The sequence below is a fragment of the Bradyrhizobium sp. genome, from assembly GCF_030697065.1.
Lineage (GTDB): Bacteria > Pseudomonadota > Alphaproteobacteria > Rhizobiales > Xanthobacteraceae > Bradyrhizobium.
The window spans coordinates 1-16,605 of record NZ_JAUYQU010000280.1; the positions used below are offsets into that span (position 1 = coordinate 1).

Here is a 16,605-nt window from a genome sequence, read left to right on the forward strand (position 1 = left end):
TTCGTAAATCAACCCACGCTCCCCGTTTTGACCGGCCGCTTGTAAGAACCGCTGCCTTGGTCGAAACGATAGAAGCCGGCGACGGAAATTGTCAAACATAAACTGAGGCAATCAAGAAAAAACGCGCGATTGAATTGGTTCAATCGAACTAATGATGCTGTCAAGGCGCATCATAAATACTATTTAAAACAATGGTTTGCGGATATCCCGTCCAAAAATCTACAATGATGCCACTGCAAAACGGTCGGGGTCTGTATCAAATATTGCAACAATATAAAAATTGTACTACTCAACGAGATTATCCACTAACGCTCGCAAAACACTCCGCGGATAACGAGACATGACCGACTGGGTACCCAGCCTCGCCTCGCTCCCTGGGCCGCGCTACCTCGCCTTTGTGGTCGCGCTCGAGGCCGATATCGGCGCCGGCCGTGTCAAACCCGGCATGCGGCTATTGCCCCAGCGCGACATGGCGCAACGGCTCGATCTCAGCGTCGGCACTATTTCAAAGGCCTATGCGGAGGCCGAGCAGCGCGGATTGATATCGGGCGAGGTCGGCCGCGGCACGTTCGTGCAACGGCGGCGGCCGGAGGCACGCGGCCCCGGCGCTTCGGAAGCGACGATCAACCTGGCGCTCAACGTTCCGCCCTATACCGGCGAGGACGACGTCATCGCATCAGTGCTGTCGGACATCGTCGCCGACGGCGAGTTGTCGAACCTGCTCGGCTATCTACCGCATCAGGGTCTACCGAGGCATCGCGAGGCGATGGCGACCTGGCTCAGGTCGCTCGGAGTCACCACGGATGCCGACCAGCTCTTCATCACCCATGGCGGGCAGCACGCGCTGTCGATCGCGCTTGGCATGGTCGCAGCATCGGACGATACCGTGCTGACCGAGAGCTACACCTATTCCGGCATGCTGGCGCTGTCGGCGCAGTCGGGCTATCGACTGCACGGCGTCGCCACCGACGCGCACGGGCTGATCCCCGAAAATCTCGATCGCGCATTCACCGAAACGCGCGCACGCGTACTCTATTGCATGCCGACGCTGCAGACCCCGACGGGATCGGTGATGCCGCTGGCGCGTCGGCAGGAGATCGCCGGTATCGTGCGCCGACACGAGGCCTATTTGCTGGAGGATGACGCCTACGGCTATCTGCTGGCGCCGCCGCTTGCCCCGATCTCGCGTCTCATTCCCGAACGCAGTTTCTATGTCGTCAGCTTTGCGAAGTGCCTGGCGCCGGGGCTTCGCATCGCCGCGATGATCGCCCCCGAGGCGTTTCGCGATCGCGCGATCAATGCGCTGCGCGCTACCGGCTGGATGGCGGTGCCCGTGATGGCCGAAGTGGTGGCTAGGCTGATCCACAATGGCGGGCTGGCGCGACAGGCCCGGCTGAAGCGGGACAAAGCCGCGGTGCGCGATGCCATCGCCCGACGGGTGCTGGGAGCAAGGCTGCCCACCGCGAACGCCGTTCCGGGCTTTCATCTCTGGCTGCCGCTGCCCGCCGGCCGCACGCTGGCGGCGCTGATTGCACAGGCAGCCCAGGCCGGCATCACGCTCGCCCCGCCCGGGGCATTGCGGCGGATGGAGAACGAGAGCCTCGGCGTCCGGCTCTGCCTTGGGGCGCCCGCCACCGAAGCCGACCTCGAGCGCGCGCTGGTCGAAATCCGCCACATTCTCGAGATGGCCGAAGCGATTTCGTTCGTCTGAACGGCGACGCCGGCCGCGAAAAATATCGCAGCCGCAGAGCATCAAGAGCGGCCAATACACCTGCCATCTGCTTGTTGGACGCCAAATTTCTCATGACGTCTTGCTGGCGCCGCCCTGCCGGGCAAGGATCACGTTGGCGGCGCAGTTCGTTTAGCCTCCGTCGAACGCGACCTGAATTCGCTTACACATCGATGCTGCTGCGGGGCATTTCGCACATCGCCTACACCTGTTTCGCATATCGTCCGGCCGCGAGGTCATGCTCGTCGCGTTCGTGAATAATATTGGCGCGGCCGACAAGGAGATCGTCCACCGGACCGATGCGTTCGGCCTCCTTATCCTTGTACGGCATGGCATGTAACACGTAGCGCATGGCATTGAGTCTGGCGCGCTTCTTGTCATCGGACTTTACCACTGTCCAGGGCGAATCAGCGGTATCAGTGTGAAAGAACATAGCCTCCTTCGCGCGGGTGTAGTCGTCCCATTTGTCGAGCGAGGCGAGATCGACCGGCGAGAGCTTCCACTGCTTGAGCGGGTGCACCTCCCGCTCCTTGAAACGTCGGCGCTGCTCTTCGCGGCTCACCGAAAACCAGAACTTCATCAGGTGGATACCGCTGCGAACGAGGTTGCGTTCGAACTCCGGCACCTGGCGCAGGAACTCTTCATATTCCGCTTGCGAGCAGAAGCCCATCACATGCTCGACGCCGGCCCGATTGTACCAGCTGCGATCGAACAGCACTATCTCACCAGCGGTCGGCAGATGCTGGACGTAGCGCTGGAAATACCATTGTCCGCGTTCGACCTCGCTCGGCTTCTCAAGCGCCACCACCCGCGCGCCGCGCGGATTGAGATGCTCCATGACCCGTTTGATCGCACCGCCCTTGCCGGCCGCATCCCGGCCCTCGAACAGAAGGATGATTCTCTGATGCGTGGCCTTCATCCATGCCTGCAGCTTAAGCAGCTCCGTTTGCAGAACGAATTTCTGATCCTCATAGTCACGCCGCAGCATCTTGAATTTGTAGGGATAGCCGCGCCGCCAGTCGTCGGCGAGTTCGTCGCTGGTGCGGCGCTGACTGTGATCGCGCAGGGGAACCGCCGGTCTGATGATCCCATCGGGCGCGGAAGGACTCCCGGTGCCAGCCTCCGCATTCTCCACTAATACGGATCGCAGGCGTGCCGCATCATCCGGCGCTGCGCCGGCCAGTATCGCTTTGATTGGTTCGCTGTCCGGTGCGAGTTCTGGAGGACCGTGCCGGATCGCCTCAATGGCCGCGGCCGCTGCCTGCTGCTTGCCTTTCATTGCCTGCTCGACAACGAACTTCCGAATGTCATCAGTCGTGAGTGTGGGCGCTATGTCACCCTGCTTTACAAGAGCATTCGGGGACCTCGCGGCTCTACCGGCCTTGCCGCGCGCCGGCGACTTGTTCTTGCGGCCGGTACGCTTGCTGCCTGTATCCACGACTCGATCTCGCACTATTTGCTCCCAAACCCGCTTGTACTCTCCAGCTTGCCGACTTTATTGAGCAGCTCTTGATGGAATATTGATCACATCCGGACCTGAATCACGCCTTGATGCAGATCAAAAACGCGCGGCAGGAACGGGGCGGACAGAGAGTCCGACTGGCTACCGGCCTCGACCGGCGACTTGACGATGCGTCTATGGACCCAAGTTGGAAGTCCCCGATGGTCGATGGGCCCGACGGCAAGCGCGACCCTATCCGGCATTTGAGCCAAATTCTGCTTGCTGGAGACATTTGCAGCTATCGGCGATGTCGGCGTCCGCATTGAGCGAGATCACTTCCAGCATCGGCAGCTCGGTATGCCCGATCTCTTTCATGACCGATGCCAGCCCCGCGAGCGGAACATCACCGCAGCCCAGGGGATCGTGTTTGTAACTTTGCCGTGTCGTATCGGAAAAATGCACGAGGCCGAGCCGGTCACGGACGGTTCGCAATCCATCGGCCGGGGCCTCGCCAATGAAGTGGGCATTCGCCACGTCGTAGATCACGCGAATGCTGTCATCGCCATAGCCGTCGACCACGTTCATGAGCGACTCCGCGTCCGGCAGAAACGCGAATGGCATGTTCTCGATCAAAAGTTTCGTGCCGACCTGCCGAGCCAGCGGCGCCAGCGTGTCCAGTGCGCGATAGAAATGCGAGATCATGCGATCCCTCGGCATCGGAAACAGCGGATTGGGTTTTCCCGGTCCGACAATGATCCCGCCTGCTCCCAATTCGCCGGCGCATCGCACGAACTGGACCAGAAGATCGATCGTATAGGCGCGCATTTCCTCGGCGGCCGCGGCGAGATTCATGTCGACGTTCGGCATGTTGACCGACACCAGCCGCAGCCGCGCCTCGCAGAGATTGCGCAAGTCGCGCAGCGACGTCGCATCGAGCTCCGCCGGCCAGAGATGGCCGGGAAAGAACATCAGCTCGACCCCGCCATATCCCTGATCGGCCAGCCGCGCGACGGTATCGGCAGCGCTGCCGCTGAAGATATAGGAGTAGGTATTCACGCCAAAACCGGCGGCCATGTTGGTCATGCCTGTCTCCCTTGTCGCGCCAGATGGCGACCGGCGATATAGCCGAATGTCAGCGCCGGACCGAGCGTAATGCCGGGCCCCGGATAGTTTCCGTTCATGATCGAGCCCATGTCATTGCCGCAGGCATATAGACCGACAATTGGAACGCCATCGCCGTTCAAGACCCTTGCCTCGGCATCGGTTCGAAGTCCCACAGCTGTGCCGAGGTCCGCCGGGTAGATCCGAAGCGCGTAAAACGGCGCACGTTCGATCGGTGCGACGCAGGGATTGGGAAAATGATCGGGGTCACCCAGGTGGCGCTGGTAGATCGTCGTACCGCGTCCGAATTCGAGGTCACGCCCCATCCGCGCATCCGTGTTGTATTTTTCCACGGTAAGCGACAACACCGATCTTTCCACGCCGATCAGATCGGCAAGCGCTTCGAGGCCCGGCGCCTCGATCAATTCGCCACTCCTGACATATCGTCCGATACGCCAGGTGAACGGCTTGATCCGACCAAGACCGTAGCTCCAGAGAAATTGGCGGTCGCAGACAAGGTAGAACGAACGACCCGCTGTGTCGTTGCCGTCGGCCAGCATGGCGCGGACAAACTCGTGGTATGACAACGCTTCGTTGACAAAACGTCTTCCCGCCGCATTGACCGCGATAACGCCGGGCTTCGCCCGGTCTGTCACCGTATGCGGGAAAACGCCCTGGCTGCCATCCGCCCGCCGGAACAATGACGCGGGCACCCAATAGGCGGGATCGGCAACATTTGCGCCGATGCCGGCGCCACCTGCCATTGCCAGGCGCAAGCCGTCTCCCGTCCCGGCGGGCGCCGTGGCGGAAACGGAGCCAGCGGCAGCGGGAAAGAACTGCTCGCGAAGGCCTGCATTGTGTGAGAATCCTCCTGTCGCCAGTACCACACCCTTGTGCGCCACTATCGAGCGGACCCCCAATGGGTCTGCAATTTGCACGCCGCGAACGGCATCGCCGTCGGCCAGCAGCTGCTCGACGCCGGTGCCGAACAGGACCTCGACCTTGCGGGCCAGCAGCGAGGCGTAAAGCCGCGCCGCCAGCGCATTACCAAGATGCAGCGTCATGCCGCGCGGCGCGCGCAGCCGTTGCACGGCATATTTCGAAATCAGGCGCAGCGAGCGTAGCGTCGAGCGGAACGAACGTCCGAATTTGCGAAAGTGCGGAATGTCTGATCGGTGGACCATCATGCCGCCGAACAGGGTGAATTCCGGGAGCGGCGCGCGCAACCGCCAGAAACGTTTGCCGAGTTTTGTCCCATCGAAAGTGACGGGCTCCAGCACCCGGCCCCCGGCCGTGGAGCCCGGCAGATCAGGATAATAATCGGGATATACCTTCACTGCCCGCAGCCGGACCTCGGTATTCGCTTCGAGATAGTCGATCGCCTCCGGCCCGCGCGAAAGGAAGACGTCGCGCAAGTCGGCATTTTCCGGTTCGGGCACGGTGCTCGCGAGATAGTTGGCGGCGGCGGCCGGGCTGTCAGACAGACCGGCCTGCTTCATGCGTGCGTTGACCGGAATCCAGACCATGCCGCCCGACCATGCCGTGGTACCCCCGACGAAGTCGGTCTTCTCGATCACCAGGACGCTAAGTCCCTCCGCCGCAGCGACCACGGCCGCCGTCATGCCACCGGCGCCCGCGCCAATGACGACGACATCGTAGGCGTCGGAAACCGGCATGATGTTCACGTTCGCGCGGTCAGAGAACCTTGCCGTCGTCAGTCACCGGCGATGTGATCACCAGAAACACCAGATCGACCAGGCCCGAATTGGAGATGGCGTGCTCGACGCCGGGCGGCAGAAAGATAAAATCATGCTTGCGAACGACGTGTTTCTTGCCGGCGATCTCCATCAGCCCCTCGCCTTCGAGCACGTGGTAGATCTGCTCCTGGACCTGATGCTTGTGCGGGGCGACATGCGCCATCGGCTGATACATGGAAATCCGGTAGTCGATGCGGCGCGAGCCCGCCGTCTCCGGCATCACCAGGGGTTTTGACAGCGCGCCGCCAAAATGATCGGGAAATTCGCGCCAGGGCACTTCGGCGATATTGCGGATGAAGGCACCATTCTCTTCAATAGCCATCGTGAATCTCCCTGCTGTTTCCTGCTCCGACACGCGCGACGAAGTCGACCGCCTCGCGTCCGGCAATCTGCCCGAAAACCAATGCACGCAACACCGCTACGGCGTTCGGGGCGGTGCCGTAGAAGTGTCCGGTGGTCTCGCCGGCCGCGTACAGGCCCGGCATCGGTCCTCGCGGGCACAGCACCTCCGCCTTCTCGTTGGTGGCAAGACCGCCGAACGTGTATGCGAGCCCGCCGACCAGCGGATATGCGAGAAACGGCGGCTTCGTGATCGGGCGCGCCCAGTTCGATTTTGACGGCTCCAGTCCGGCGGTCGCCAGGCCATCGCAACGCGTCGCATCGAATTGCCCGGCATCGCCGGTTGCAGCAGCATTGAATGCCGCAACCGTCCCTCTCAGATTATGGCCGGGAACACCGATCTGCGCCGCGAGTTCCTCGAGAGTGCGCGCCTGATAGGGCGGTACGTCCGAGCGGATCGCCCGCCCAAAACCTTCGATATCGAACAGGCGGCTGTCGAGGATCGCATAGGCGATACTTCCCGGCCTCACGAAATGGATATCGCGGGCGAAAGCTTCCCAGGTTTCGTGAACGAGTCCGCTTCCTTCATCCAGGAAACGGCGGCCATCCCGGTCGACCACGATCCCATAGGGGTAGACCAACACGACCGGTGCCGAGCCCGTGCTGCGCGGATCGATCGGCTCGATGTGCATGCCGTTCCAGTCGCCGGAAATGCATGCGCCCTGATCCATCGCGATGCGGATTCCGTCGCCAGTGTCGGAGCGCGTTCCCGGCGAGATGAGTTTGATGGTCTCGGCGGCGACGCCAAAATGCGCGCGCATCATTGCAGAATTGCCCTGAAATCCGCCCGAGGCGAGGACCACAGCATCAGCCTCGAGCGTGATTGTGGCCCCGTCGCTGGACTGGACCGCAATGCCGCCCACGCGACCACCTTCCGCCATGACCAGCCGCTTCGCCTCGTATTCGTAGCGAACCTTCACTCCTTCGCCCTTTGCGGCTGCGAGAAGTTTCTCGACGATAGCGCTGCCTCCTCCCACCGGCTGAATCCGGGCCGGACCGGCACTGAGATAATAGACCGGCGTGACGAACTCGACGCCGTGGGCCCGAAGCCAGCCGATGGTCCGCACCGCATGGCCGGCAAGCGTGCGAAAGTAACCGCGATCGGCCAAGCCGCCCGACATCTCCAGCATGTCCTCTTCAAAACCGGGCGCGATCCGGTCGGGCGCCGCCAGCCGAATGTAGGAAGGGCTCCAGCGTGTATTTCCCCCCGCGTCGGCTTCGCGCGATTTCTCCAGCAAGGTGACGTCGATATCCTGACCTAAGCCGCGCGCCTGCTCGGCGGCCGAGAGCGCCGCGGCGAGGCCAGCCGCGCCGTGGCCGACCACCACCAGCTTTGGAGATTTTCGCGTCATCTGGAAATCACGGCTCGGCCCCCGGGATCAGGTGATCAGCGCGCCCCCATCGATATAGACGATCGATCCCGTGGCAAAGCCGATCGTCATGAAGGCGAGGATCTGACGGGCGATATCCTCGCCGGTGCCGACGCGGCCGACCGGCAGGCCGGCGGCCGCCAGGGCGAGCATGTCTCGGCGTGCTTCTTCGGGCATGGCGGCGCGGATCGGCGTATCGATGATCCCCGGCGAAACGGCATTGACCCGCACTGGCGCCAGTTCAAGCGCGAGGCTGCGCGCCAGCGATTCGATCGCGCCGTTGGCGGCGCTGACAATGGCGGAATTCGGCCGCGGCCGAATGCTCAGAAAACCCGAGACCAGCGTCAGCGATCCGCCGGGGCGGATATCGGCCGATCGCGCGACGCGCCAGGCGCCCCAGAACTTGCTTTCCATGGTGGCGCGTACGTCCTCCATCGCTACGGTCTTGAAAGGACCGGTGCGCAACTGCGCCGCGGTAACCACGACGTGGTCTACTGGCCCGCACCGGCGGAATAGATCGCCGACGCTTTCATCGCTGGTGACGTCGGCGGGAATGGCGATGGCGTTCAGTTTTGCTGCAATCGCGTCCAGCCGGTCGACGTTGCGGGAGGCGACGATAACATCGGCGCCCTCGGCCTTGGCGAGTTCGGCGGTTGCAAGACCGATACCGGATGAGCCTCCGACGACGACGACTTTCTTGCCCGCGAGCAGCATTATGTTTCCTCGATACTATTCTTATGACGGAGGCAGCGACCGTATCGGCGGTGACGATGATCAGGTCGGATCGAAACGGGTTCCAATGCCCGGCTTGCTTCGCCCAAGGCCAGGCAACTCCCAAACACCGGCGCCGGAGGGATTGATGTCGGCGGCGATATCGACGTCGATCAGATAGGGCTTGTTGGCGGCGATGCCCTTGCGAATGGCTTCGCCGAGATCGCCGGCGCGATCGACCCGCACGCCCTCGACGCCGCAGGAGCGCGCCATCGCGGCGAAATCCGGATTGTAGCGTTGCCCGGTGGTCGGATCGTGGAAGTCGGTGGCGAGCTCGCGGCCACCGAGATAGCCGCGCTGCAGGCCCCGGATCGAGGCATAGGCGTAGTTGTTCCAGACCACCCAGACCACGGGCAGATTATATTCCACTGCCGTTCCAAGCACGTTGGCATGCATGAAGAACGCGCCGTCGCCGCACACTGAAACGCAGGGCCGGTCGGGCGCCGCGAATTTCGCTCCCATCACGCCGGCCACGCCGAATCCCATCGGGCCAAAGCCCATCGAGCCGATCAGCGAGTCCGGCCGCTTCGGCTTGCAGAAACTCAACAGCCAATTGTGATGGACGCCGATATCAGAGACCAGGATGGCGTTCTCGGGCAGCGCCTTGTCGATCTCGAGGGCGGCGCGCTGCGGATTGATCGGCGTGGTGTCATCGGAAAAACCGGGGGCAACGAACTTGTCCCACTCCTGACGATAGGTATCGATCTGCGCCAGCCATTTCTTGCGCGCATCGGCGCGTTTCGTGAGGTCAGCGCGACGGTCGAGTTCGGCGTGCACCTGCCGCAGGAAGGTACGCACGTCGGCCATCAGGCCGAGCGCGACAGGATAGTTGCGGCCGATTTCGTCGGGATCGATGTCGACGTGAATCAGACGGGTCGGCGGAATGTTGAACGAATAGCCCGGGATCCACGAACTCGAGGTGCGATCGTCGAACCGCATGCCCATCGCCAGCAACACGTCGGCCTGGCGCGTCGCATGATTGGCCTGGTAATGGCCGGCGCGCGCGACCATACCGAGCGCCAGCGGATGGCTGCAGTCGATGGCGCCGAGCCCCGAGGCCGATGCCGCCACCGGAATCTGCAACCGCTCCGCGAGCTTGAGCAATTCGTCGGCGGCGCCGCCATAGCGCACGCCCTGGCCGACGATCATCACCGGCCGCTCGGCGCCGAGCAGCATATCGACCGCTTTCACCACGCCTTCCGGATCGGCGCCGCAGCGGCTGGAGATATTGCCGTTCCAGGCTTTCGCATTCGGCGCCTCCTCGGCCGCCGATTCCATGAAAACGTCGAAGGGAACGTCGAGCACCACCGGCCCCGGACGCCCCGTGGTCATGGTCTTCCAGGCCTGGCGGATCGCCAGCGGCACCATCTCGCCGCGGGTCGGCTGGAACACCTTCTTGCAATAGGAACGCACAGTTGAGGGAAAGTCGGCCTGATAATGCCGGTACAATTCCTGAAACGCGCCGCGGTTGAACTGGCTGGTCGGCACGTTGCCGGTCACCGCCAGGAACGGCACCGAGTCGAGAAAGGCGTTGCCGAGCGAAATCGGCAGATTCGCCGAGCCCGGGCCGCAGGAGGTGAAAGTCGCGGTCGGCCGCCCCGAAACGCGGTAATAGACGTCGGCCATGAAGCCGGCGACGCTCTCGTGATGCACCGAGATTGTCTTCAGTTCATCGGCCCGCTCATATAATGCGTCGATGAACTGGATATTGCCGTGACCGCACAGGCCGAACACCTGCGGAACTTTTTCCTGGATCAGATAGTCGACGATAACCTGGGCACCATTGAGCGTATTACCCGACGCCATTGCATGACTCTCCTGCTCGCTCAACGATATAACGGTCCAACGAATTGCGCCGCTTCCGACGTCAACGTTCGTGCCGAAACCTATTTCCCATAATACTGTACGTCAATTGATAATGTGGTATGCCTGTGTTCAACCGCTGCGCCGGCGACCAAGGCGCTGTTCAGCCGTTCCGATGGGCTGATAGAGTGCGGCACCGTCGCGTGGAGGTGAGATTCGTGGCAGCGCGTTCCAAACCAAAGACCGTTGAGAAGCAGAGCGCTCCGCGCAAGTCGGCGATCGCCAAGCTGGTGCAGCCTCCTCAGGCCGACATCGACGACGACGCCGACGACCGGCAGCGGGTCGGCGTTCAGTCCCTCGGTCGCGCCTTCGCGATCCTCGAAGAGGTGGCGCGGCACCGTGACGGCATCGGGCTGGCCGAACTCAGCAAGCTGGTCGGCCTGCACAATTCCACCACGTTCCATCTGGCCAAGACCATGGTGTCGCTCGGCTATCTGCGCCAGGAAAAAGACTCCAAGCGCTACCGCCTCGGCCGGCCGCTGTTTGCGTTGGCGGCCAGCGCGCTCGACGAAATCGAGATGGTGAATGTCGCCACCCCGGTGCTTGAGGATCTGTCGCGGGAAACCAGCGAAAGTGCTCATTTTGCCGTGCGAATGGGCGACGCCGTCGTGGTGATCGCCCGCACCAGCGGCCCCGGCGCCTTTCAGCTGACCGACCGCGTCGGCGTGGTGCGGCCGGCGCATTGCACGGCCCTCGGCAAGATCATTCTCGCCTCCCTGCGTCCCGAGCAGTTGAAGCGTTTTCTCGAGCGTGTCGATCTCAAACCCTCCACCGAGAAATCGATCACCGACGTTGCGTCGCTGATGAAAGAGATTGCAGAGATCAAGCACAGCGGCATCGCGTTCGACGACGGCGAGTTCAATCCGGAAGTGCGCTGCATCGCCGTTCCGGTGATGGATTTCACCGGCCAGACCGTCGGCGCGCTTGGGATATCCGGCCCGATCTGGCGGCTTTCCATCCAGGCGCTGCAGAACCACGGCAGGACGATCAGGGCCGCGGCCAATCGCCTGTCCGCCGACTTTGGCGCCAAGGATACCGCGAAATTCTCCTGACGACGGCGCGGCGGCGCGCTTTTGGCGTTGACAGGGAGCGCCGTGTCCGAAAATATCATGCAACATTAAAAAAATGTCTCTCACATTCTCGCATACGTCGAAATGAAGGGGGACATCGCGGAAACGCCCTTTGGGAGGAGACCAACGATGACCCGCACCAGCCGACGAACATTGCTGAAAGGGAGCGCCGCCTTTGCCGGCGCCGCCGCGATCGGATTTCCGGCGATCAGCTACGGCCAGTCCGAAAAGATCAAGATCGGCCATCTGACGCCGCTGACCGGCTTTCTCGGCGCGCTCGGCGCCTATGCGCAACTCGGCATCCGCATGGCCGAGGAAGAAATCAACCAGGCCGGCGGCGTCATGGGCCGGCAGCTCGACATCACCTCGGAAGATTCGGTCAATCCCGCTACCGCTGCGACCAAGGCGCAGCGCATGCTGGATCAGGACGGCGCCCTCGTCCTGATGGGCGAGATCAACTCCGCTTCGGCGCTCACCATCATGCAGGTCGCCGAACGCAACAAGAAATTGTTCATGCAGATCGGCGCGCGCTCTGACGCGTTGCGCGGCAAGAACTGCAACAAATACACCTTTCACGTCGACATCCCCTCCACGGTCATGGTCAACGCGGTCGGCAAGGCGCTGGTGCGCGACAACATGATGAAGGACAAGAAGTTCTACACGCTGACGGCTGACTACATCTTCGGCCACGATCTCGGCCGCGCCGCCAAGGCGTTCTTCGACGCCAATGGCGGCAAGATCGCCGGCGACGAACTGGTCGCGACCGACGTCACCGACTTCAGCCCCTATCTCCTGAAAATCCGCCAGGCCAAGCCGGACATCGTCTGTTCCAACCTCGCCGGCAACCAGGTCACCAACCTGATCAAGCAGTACGCCGAATTCGGCTTGCCCTACCCGATCGTCGGCTTCAACCTCAACACCGCCGACGCATGGGCGGCCGGCGACGGCAATCTGAGCGGCACCTGGCCGACGGTCTGGTACCACACCTCGGAGGTGCCGAGCTCCAGGACCTTCGTGACCAACTTCACCAAGAAGTACAACAAGCCGCCGGAGAACCACGCCTGGATCGAATACGTCTCGCTGAAGATGATGGCGCAGGCGATGAACGAAACCAAATCGACCGACACGACCAAGCTGATCGCCTATTTCGAGAAGGAAACCCAGTTCGATGTCCTGAAGGCGCGCAAGGCGTATTTCAGGTCGTGGGACCATCAACTGATGCAGGAAGCCTATCCCTTCACCGTCAAGGCAAAGGGCCAGGCCAAGGACAAATGGGACATGCTGGTGCTCGGCGGGGCGATACCGGCGGCGAACGAGTCGCTGGAATCCATCGCCCTCACCAAAGAGCAGAACCCCTGCTCGATGTAATCGTTGCGTGGTTTCACCCGGCGTAGCGCCGCTTCGGCGCGCGCCGGGTACGCGCTTTCCGGTGCCATTTCATCGTCGCCACCTTGCGTCTTCCGGGATCGAGAATGCAGTTCGGGTTCTTGCTGGAACAGGTGGTGAATGGCCTCGTGCTCGGAGGCTATTATCTCCTGATCGCCCTCGGGCTGTCGCTGATCTTCAGCGTCGGCGGCGTCGTCAATCTTGCGCATGGCGCGTTCTACGCGCTCGGTGCCTATGCTTCGGTCGAAATCACCAGATATCTCGGCTTCGGTCCGGCAATAGTGTTGTCCCCGATCGCGGTCGGCATGCTCGGCATCCTGTTCGAGCGCTTCATCCTGCGCCGTTTTTATGACGCAGATCCGATCCTGAGCCTGCTGGTGACGTTCGGACTTGCGATGGTCGCGGAGCAGGCCATCCGCATTGTCTGGGGCGCCGCGCCGTTGTCGGCGGCGATCCCTCAGGCCCTGCGCGGCTCGGTCATTGTCGGCGACTTCCTGTTCTCGCGTTACCGCCTCCTCATTCTCGCCGTGGTCGCGGTGGTGTTGCTCGCGATCTGGTTGCTGCTGCACAAGACCTCGTTCGGCCGCGTGGTGCGCGCCGGCATCCAGCGGCCGGACATGGTCGCCGTCCTCGGCATCCGCCTGCAGCCCTACATGACAGCCATCGTAATGCTCGGCGTCGGCATGGCCGCGATGGGTGGCGCCTTCTTTGCACCGATCACCATCGTGCATCCGGCGATGGGCGCAGAGATCATCACCGTCGCCTTCGTCGTCGTGGTGATCGGCGGCCTCGGCAGTTTTTGGGGAGTCGTGATCGCCGCCATGCTGGTCGGCGTCGTCAGGGGCATCACCATCCATTTCGTTCCCGCCGCCGGCGAAGCCTCGATCTACGTCCTGATGTTCCTGATCCTGCTGGTGCGCCCGCGCGGCCTGCTCGGCGAGCGTATCGAGAAATTCGAATGAAGACCGCCTCGCCTCTCGCACGATACCGTCCATTGCTGCTGGCTGCCTTCGCGCTGGTCGCGCTGCCATTCGGCCTGCAGGCGCTCGGGCTGTCGCTCAACACCGGCATCATGGTGGTGGCGCTGGCGATCGCCGCGATGGGGCTCAATCTCTGCGTCGGCTACACCGGCCTGGTGTCGTTCGGCCACGGCACCTGGTTCGGCATCGGCGCCTATGCCGCGGGATTGATGCAGCTCAATTGGTTTCCCGGCGATATCTGGCTGCCGCTGCTGCTGTCGATGGCCTTCGTGGCGGTCGCCTCGACCATTGTCGGTTTCGTCATCCTGCGCCGTCGCGGCGTCTATTTTTCGCTGCTGACGCTGGCGCTGGCCGCGCTCAGCTATACGATCGCGTTCCGCTGGAGCAACGTCACCGGCGGCGAGGACGGCCTCGGCGGCCTGAAGCGCGGCAGTCTCGGGCCGTTCAATCTCGATGATGCGCTGACCTATTACATCGTCGTCGCGCTGATCGGACTCGCCGTCCTCTACGGGCTGCTTCGGATCGTGCGCTCGCCGGTCGGCCACGTGCTGGTGGCGATCCGCGAGAACCAGCTGCGCGCCACCTTCCAGGGCTATCCGGTCGAGCGCTACAAGCTCGGCGTGTTCGTGATCTCGGCCGTGGTGACCGGACTCGCCGGCGCGCTGACCGGGTTTCAAAACTATCTTGTATCAGCCGAAGCGGTGTCGGTCCCCTTCTCCGGCGAACTGCTGGCGATCGTCGTGATCGGCGGCATGCGCAACATGCTGGGACCGGCGCTCGGCGCGCTGTTCTTTATCCTTTTTCGCGAGTTGTTCTCGATCTGGACGCCGAACTGGCTGCTCTGGTTCGGACTGATCTTCGTTGCCTTCGTGCTGTATTCGCCGGGTGGGCTGGTCGGCATCTGGGCCACGCTGAGCCGGCGATGGTGGCCTGCCCCGGAGGAATCCGCAGCGATGTCGCGGCGCAAGATCTACGAAGGCCTGCCGCTGCCGGACTTTCTGCGGCCCGCAGGGCTGAAAGGCACCGTGCTTGAGGTCAGAGGCATCTCCAAGCATTTCGGCGGCATCCGCGCCGTTTCCAACGCCAGCCTCGAGGTCGGCGCCGGCCAGATCCATGCGCTGATCGGCCCCAATGGCGCCGGCAAGACCACTTTGTTTAACCTGATCTCCGGACTCTATCCGGCCGAACACGGCACCATCCGGCTTGATGGGCACGAGATACAGGGCGTGCCGTCCGAGCTGATCTGTCACCGCGGGCTGGCCCGATCGTTTCAGATCACCAATCTGTTCAAGGAACTCTCGATCTACGAAAACCTGCGGCTCTCGCTGCAGGCCCAGCGCGCCATGCGCTTCAACCTCTGGCGGGATATCGACGGCTATCCGGAAGTTCACGCCGAGACCGCCGAACTGGTAAAATTCCTCGGCCTCGAAGGCATCGAGGAAATCCAGGGCGGCGAGTTGTCCTATGGCGGACAGCGGCTGGTCGACCTCGGCATCGCGCTCGGCTCCAAGCCCAAGGTGCTGCTGCTCGACGAGCCGCTGGCCGGCCTCGCCGCCGCCGAGCGCGAGCGGGTGTCCAGCCTGATCAAGAACGTTGCCGCCAACATTCCGGTGCTGATCGTCGAGCACGACATCGATCGCGTGCTCGGCTTCTCGCAGGCCGTCACCGTAATGAACCAGGGCGAAGTGCTGATGACCGGCACGCCCGACGCGGTGCGGAGCGACCGCCGCGTGCAGCAGATCTATACCGGCACCGGGATTCCCGAGGTCGAGCACAGCCGAAGCGATGCGCCCCGGGGGGATTCGGCGCAAGTGTTGCACTTCGAGGGCGTCAACACGTTCTACGGCAAGAGCCATATCCTGCACGACGCCACGCTCGATGTGCGCGAAGGCGAGATCGTGGCGCTGCTCGGACGCAACGGCGCAGGCAAGTCCACCCTGCTGAAGACCATCGCCGGCCTGGTGCCGCTGGCGTCCGGCACGATGCGATATGAGGGCCGCGATATCGCCGGCACCCCGGCGCCGGATATCGCCCGCGCCGGCATCGGCTATGTGCCGCAGGGCCGCGGCCTGTTCGCGGGCATGACCGTGCGGGAAAACCTTTCGCTGGGCCGCCTCGCGCGCAAGACCGATGGCAGCCACGGCGTGGTGTGGAGCGAGGAGCAGATCCTCGATTATTTTCCGCGCCTGAAGGAGCGGCTCGATATCGCGGCGGATTACCTCTCCGGCGGCGAGCAGCAGATGGTGGCGGTGGCCCGCGCGATGTCGGGCAACGTCAAGCTGCTGCTGCTGGACGAGCCGTTCGAGGGCCTGGCGCCGACCGTGATCCTCGAACTGTTTGGAGTGTTCGACCAACTGCGCCGGCATACCTCGATCGTGATCGTCGAACACAACCTCGATCTGGTGCTGGCGCTGGCCGACCGGGTCTTCGCGCTGGAGCGCGGCGCAGTGTTTCACCAGGGGCCGGCGGCTCCGCTGCTGACCGATCTGGAGTACCGCAAGAAAATCTTGTGGCTGTGACTGGGTAAGGCCGACTTCGCCTGGACGGTGCTGGCCCGCATCATGTCGTTCGCCAAGGGCCGCGGCACGATCGCTACCAACCCATGCGAGAAGGGCGGTGCCAAAGCTCGAAAAGAGAACAAAACGCGGCTGGTTCTCGCGTCGGCTAGATCGCTATGTGCTTGAAGGACTTGGTGGGCGCACCAGGGCTCGAACCTGGGACCCGATGATTAAGAGTCT

General features: G+C 62.9%; 12 protein-coding genes. 5 read left to right on the forward strand and 7 right to left on the reverse strand.

What is annotated here, in order from left to right; all coding sequences use genetic code 11:
* Positions 1-340 precede the first annotated feature (340 nt).
* On the forward strand, positions 341-1,711 hold the full coding sequence (locus Q8R73_RS22050; RefSeq protein ID WP_305721666.1) for a PLP-dependent aminotransferase family protein: 1,371 nt from the start codon (positions 341-343) through the stop codon (positions 1,709-1,711).
* 220 nt (positions 1,712-1,931) lie between these two features.
* Here Q8R73_RS22050 and ppk2 read toward each other — a convergent pair whose 3' ends face one another.
* The 7 genes from ppk2 to Q8R73_RS22085 form a co-directional block, all read right to left on the reverse strand.
* Positions 1,932-3,008, reverse strand: a complete 1,077-nt coding sequence (gene ppk2 / locus Q8R73_RS22055) for a polyphosphate kinase 2 (protein WP_305721667.1) — start codon at positions 3,006-3,008, stop codon at positions 1,932-1,934.
* Positions 3,009-3,422: 414 nt separating this feature from the next.
* The gene (locus Q8R73_RS22060) at positions 3,423-4,253 is read right to left on the reverse strand and encodes a sugar phosphate isomerase/epimerase (RefSeq protein ID WP_305721668.1); all 831 of its coding nucleotides are present in this window, start codon (positions 4,251-4,253) and stop codon (positions 3,423-3,425) included.
* Positions 4,250-5,950: an FAD-dependent oxidoreductase gene (locus Q8R73_RS22065; protein ID WP_305721677.1), complete on the reverse strand. Its 1,701-nt coding sequence runs from the start codon at positions 5,948-5,950 to the stop codon at positions 4,250-4,252. Before Q8R73_RS22065 ends, Q8R73_RS22060 begins: the two co-directional genes overlap by 4 nt.
* Before the next feature lie 16 nt (positions 5,951-5,966).
* Entirely contained in the window at positions 5,967-6,350 is a 384-nt protein-coding gene (locus tag Q8R73_RS22070; protein WP_305721669.1) for a cupin domain-containing protein, read from the reverse strand.
* The gene (locus Q8R73_RS22075) at positions 6,340-7,752 is read right to left on the reverse strand and encodes an FAD-binding protein (protein WP_305721670.1); all 1,413 of its coding nucleotides are present in this window, start codon (positions 7,750-7,752) and stop codon (positions 6,340-6,342) included. The genes Q8R73_RS22070 and Q8R73_RS22075 overlap by 11 nt, the downstream gene beginning before the upstream one ends.
* 54 nt (positions 7,753-7,806) lie before the next feature.
* Positions 7,807-8,511 (reverse strand): SDR family oxidoreductase, encoded by a 705-nt coding sequence (locus tag Q8R73_RS22080; RefSeq protein WP_305721671.1) that lies wholly within the window; start codon positions 8,509-8,511, stop codon positions 7,807-7,809.
* A gap of 60 nt (positions 8,512-8,571) precedes the next feature.
* Complete coding sequence (locus Q8R73_RS22085; protein WP_305721672.1) at positions 8,572-10,374, reverse strand: thiamine pyrophosphate-binding protein; 1,803 nt, start codon at positions 10,372-10,374, stop codon at positions 8,572-8,574.
* 215 nt (positions 10,375-10,589) lie between these two features.
* On the opposite strand from Q8R73_RS22085, the gene Q8R73_RS22090 reads away from it, so the two are divergent.
* The 4 genes from Q8R73_RS22090 to Q8R73_RS22105 all read left to right on the forward strand — a co-directional run bounded on the left by Q8R73_RS22090 (position 10,590) and on the right by Q8R73_RS22105 (position 16,386).
* Positions 10,590-11,483 (forward strand): IclR family transcriptional regulator, encoded by an 894-nt coding sequence (locus tag Q8R73_RS22090; RefSeq protein ID WP_305721673.1) that lies wholly within the window; start codon positions 10,590-10,592, stop codon positions 11,481-11,483.
* Positions 11,484-11,630: 147 nt separating this feature from the next.
* Positions 11,631-12,869: an ABC transporter substrate-binding protein gene (locus Q8R73_RS22095; protein WP_305721674.1), complete on the forward strand. Its 1,239-nt coding sequence runs from the start codon at positions 11,631-11,633 to the stop codon at positions 12,867-12,869.
* A gap of 104 nt (positions 12,870-12,973) precedes the next feature.
* A complete protein-coding gene (locus tag Q8R73_RS22100; RefSeq protein WP_305721675.1) occupies positions 12,974-13,849 on the forward strand; it encodes a branched-chain amino acid ABC transporter permease in 876 nt (291 codons plus the stop codon).
* A complete protein-coding gene (locus Q8R73_RS22105) occupies positions 13,846-16,386 on the forward strand; it encodes a branched-chain amino acid ABC transporter ATP-binding protein/permease (protein ID WP_305721676.1) in 2,541 nt (846 codons plus the stop codon). The genes Q8R73_RS22100 and Q8R73_RS22105 overlap by 4 nt, the downstream gene beginning before the upstream one ends.
* Positions 16,387-16,605: the final 219 nt, after the last annotated feature.

Coding starts and splice junctions, on each gene's coding strand:
- Q8R73_RS22050 (WP_305721666.1), top strand. CDS start 341: ATGACCGACTGGGTACCCAGCCTCGCCTCGCTCCCTGGGCCGCGCTAC.
- ppk2 (WP_305721667.1), bottom strand. CDS start 3,008: ATGAAAGGCAAGCAGCAGGCAGCGGCCGCGGCCATTGAGGCGATCCGG.
- Q8R73_RS22060 (WP_305721668.1), bottom strand. CDS start 4,253: ATGACCAACATGGCCGCCGGTTTTGGCGTGAATACCTACTCCTATATC.
- Q8R73_RS22070 (WP_305721669.1), bottom strand. CDS start 6,350: ATGGCTATTGAAGAGAATGGTGCCTTCATCCGCAATATCGCCGAAGTG.
- Q8R73_RS22080 (WP_305721671.1), bottom strand. CDS start 8,511: ATGCTGCTCGCGGGCAAGAAAGTCGTCGTCGTCGGAGGCTCATCCGGT.
- Q8R73_RS22085 (WP_305721672.1), bottom strand. CDS start 10,374: ATGGCGTCGGGTAATACGCTCAATGGTGCCCAGGTTATCGTCGACTAT.
- Q8R73_RS22095 (WP_305721674.1), top strand. CDS start 11,631: ATGACCCGCACCAGCCGACGAACATTGCTGAAAGGGAGCGCCGCCTTT.
- Q8R73_RS22100 (WP_305721675.1), top strand. CDS start 12,974: ATGCAGTTCGGGTTCTTGCTGGAACAGGTGGTGAATGGCCTCGTGCTC.
- Q8R73_RS22105 (WP_305721676.1), top strand. CDS start 13,846: ATGAAGACCGCCTCGCCTCTCGCACGATACCGTCCATTGCTGCTGGCT.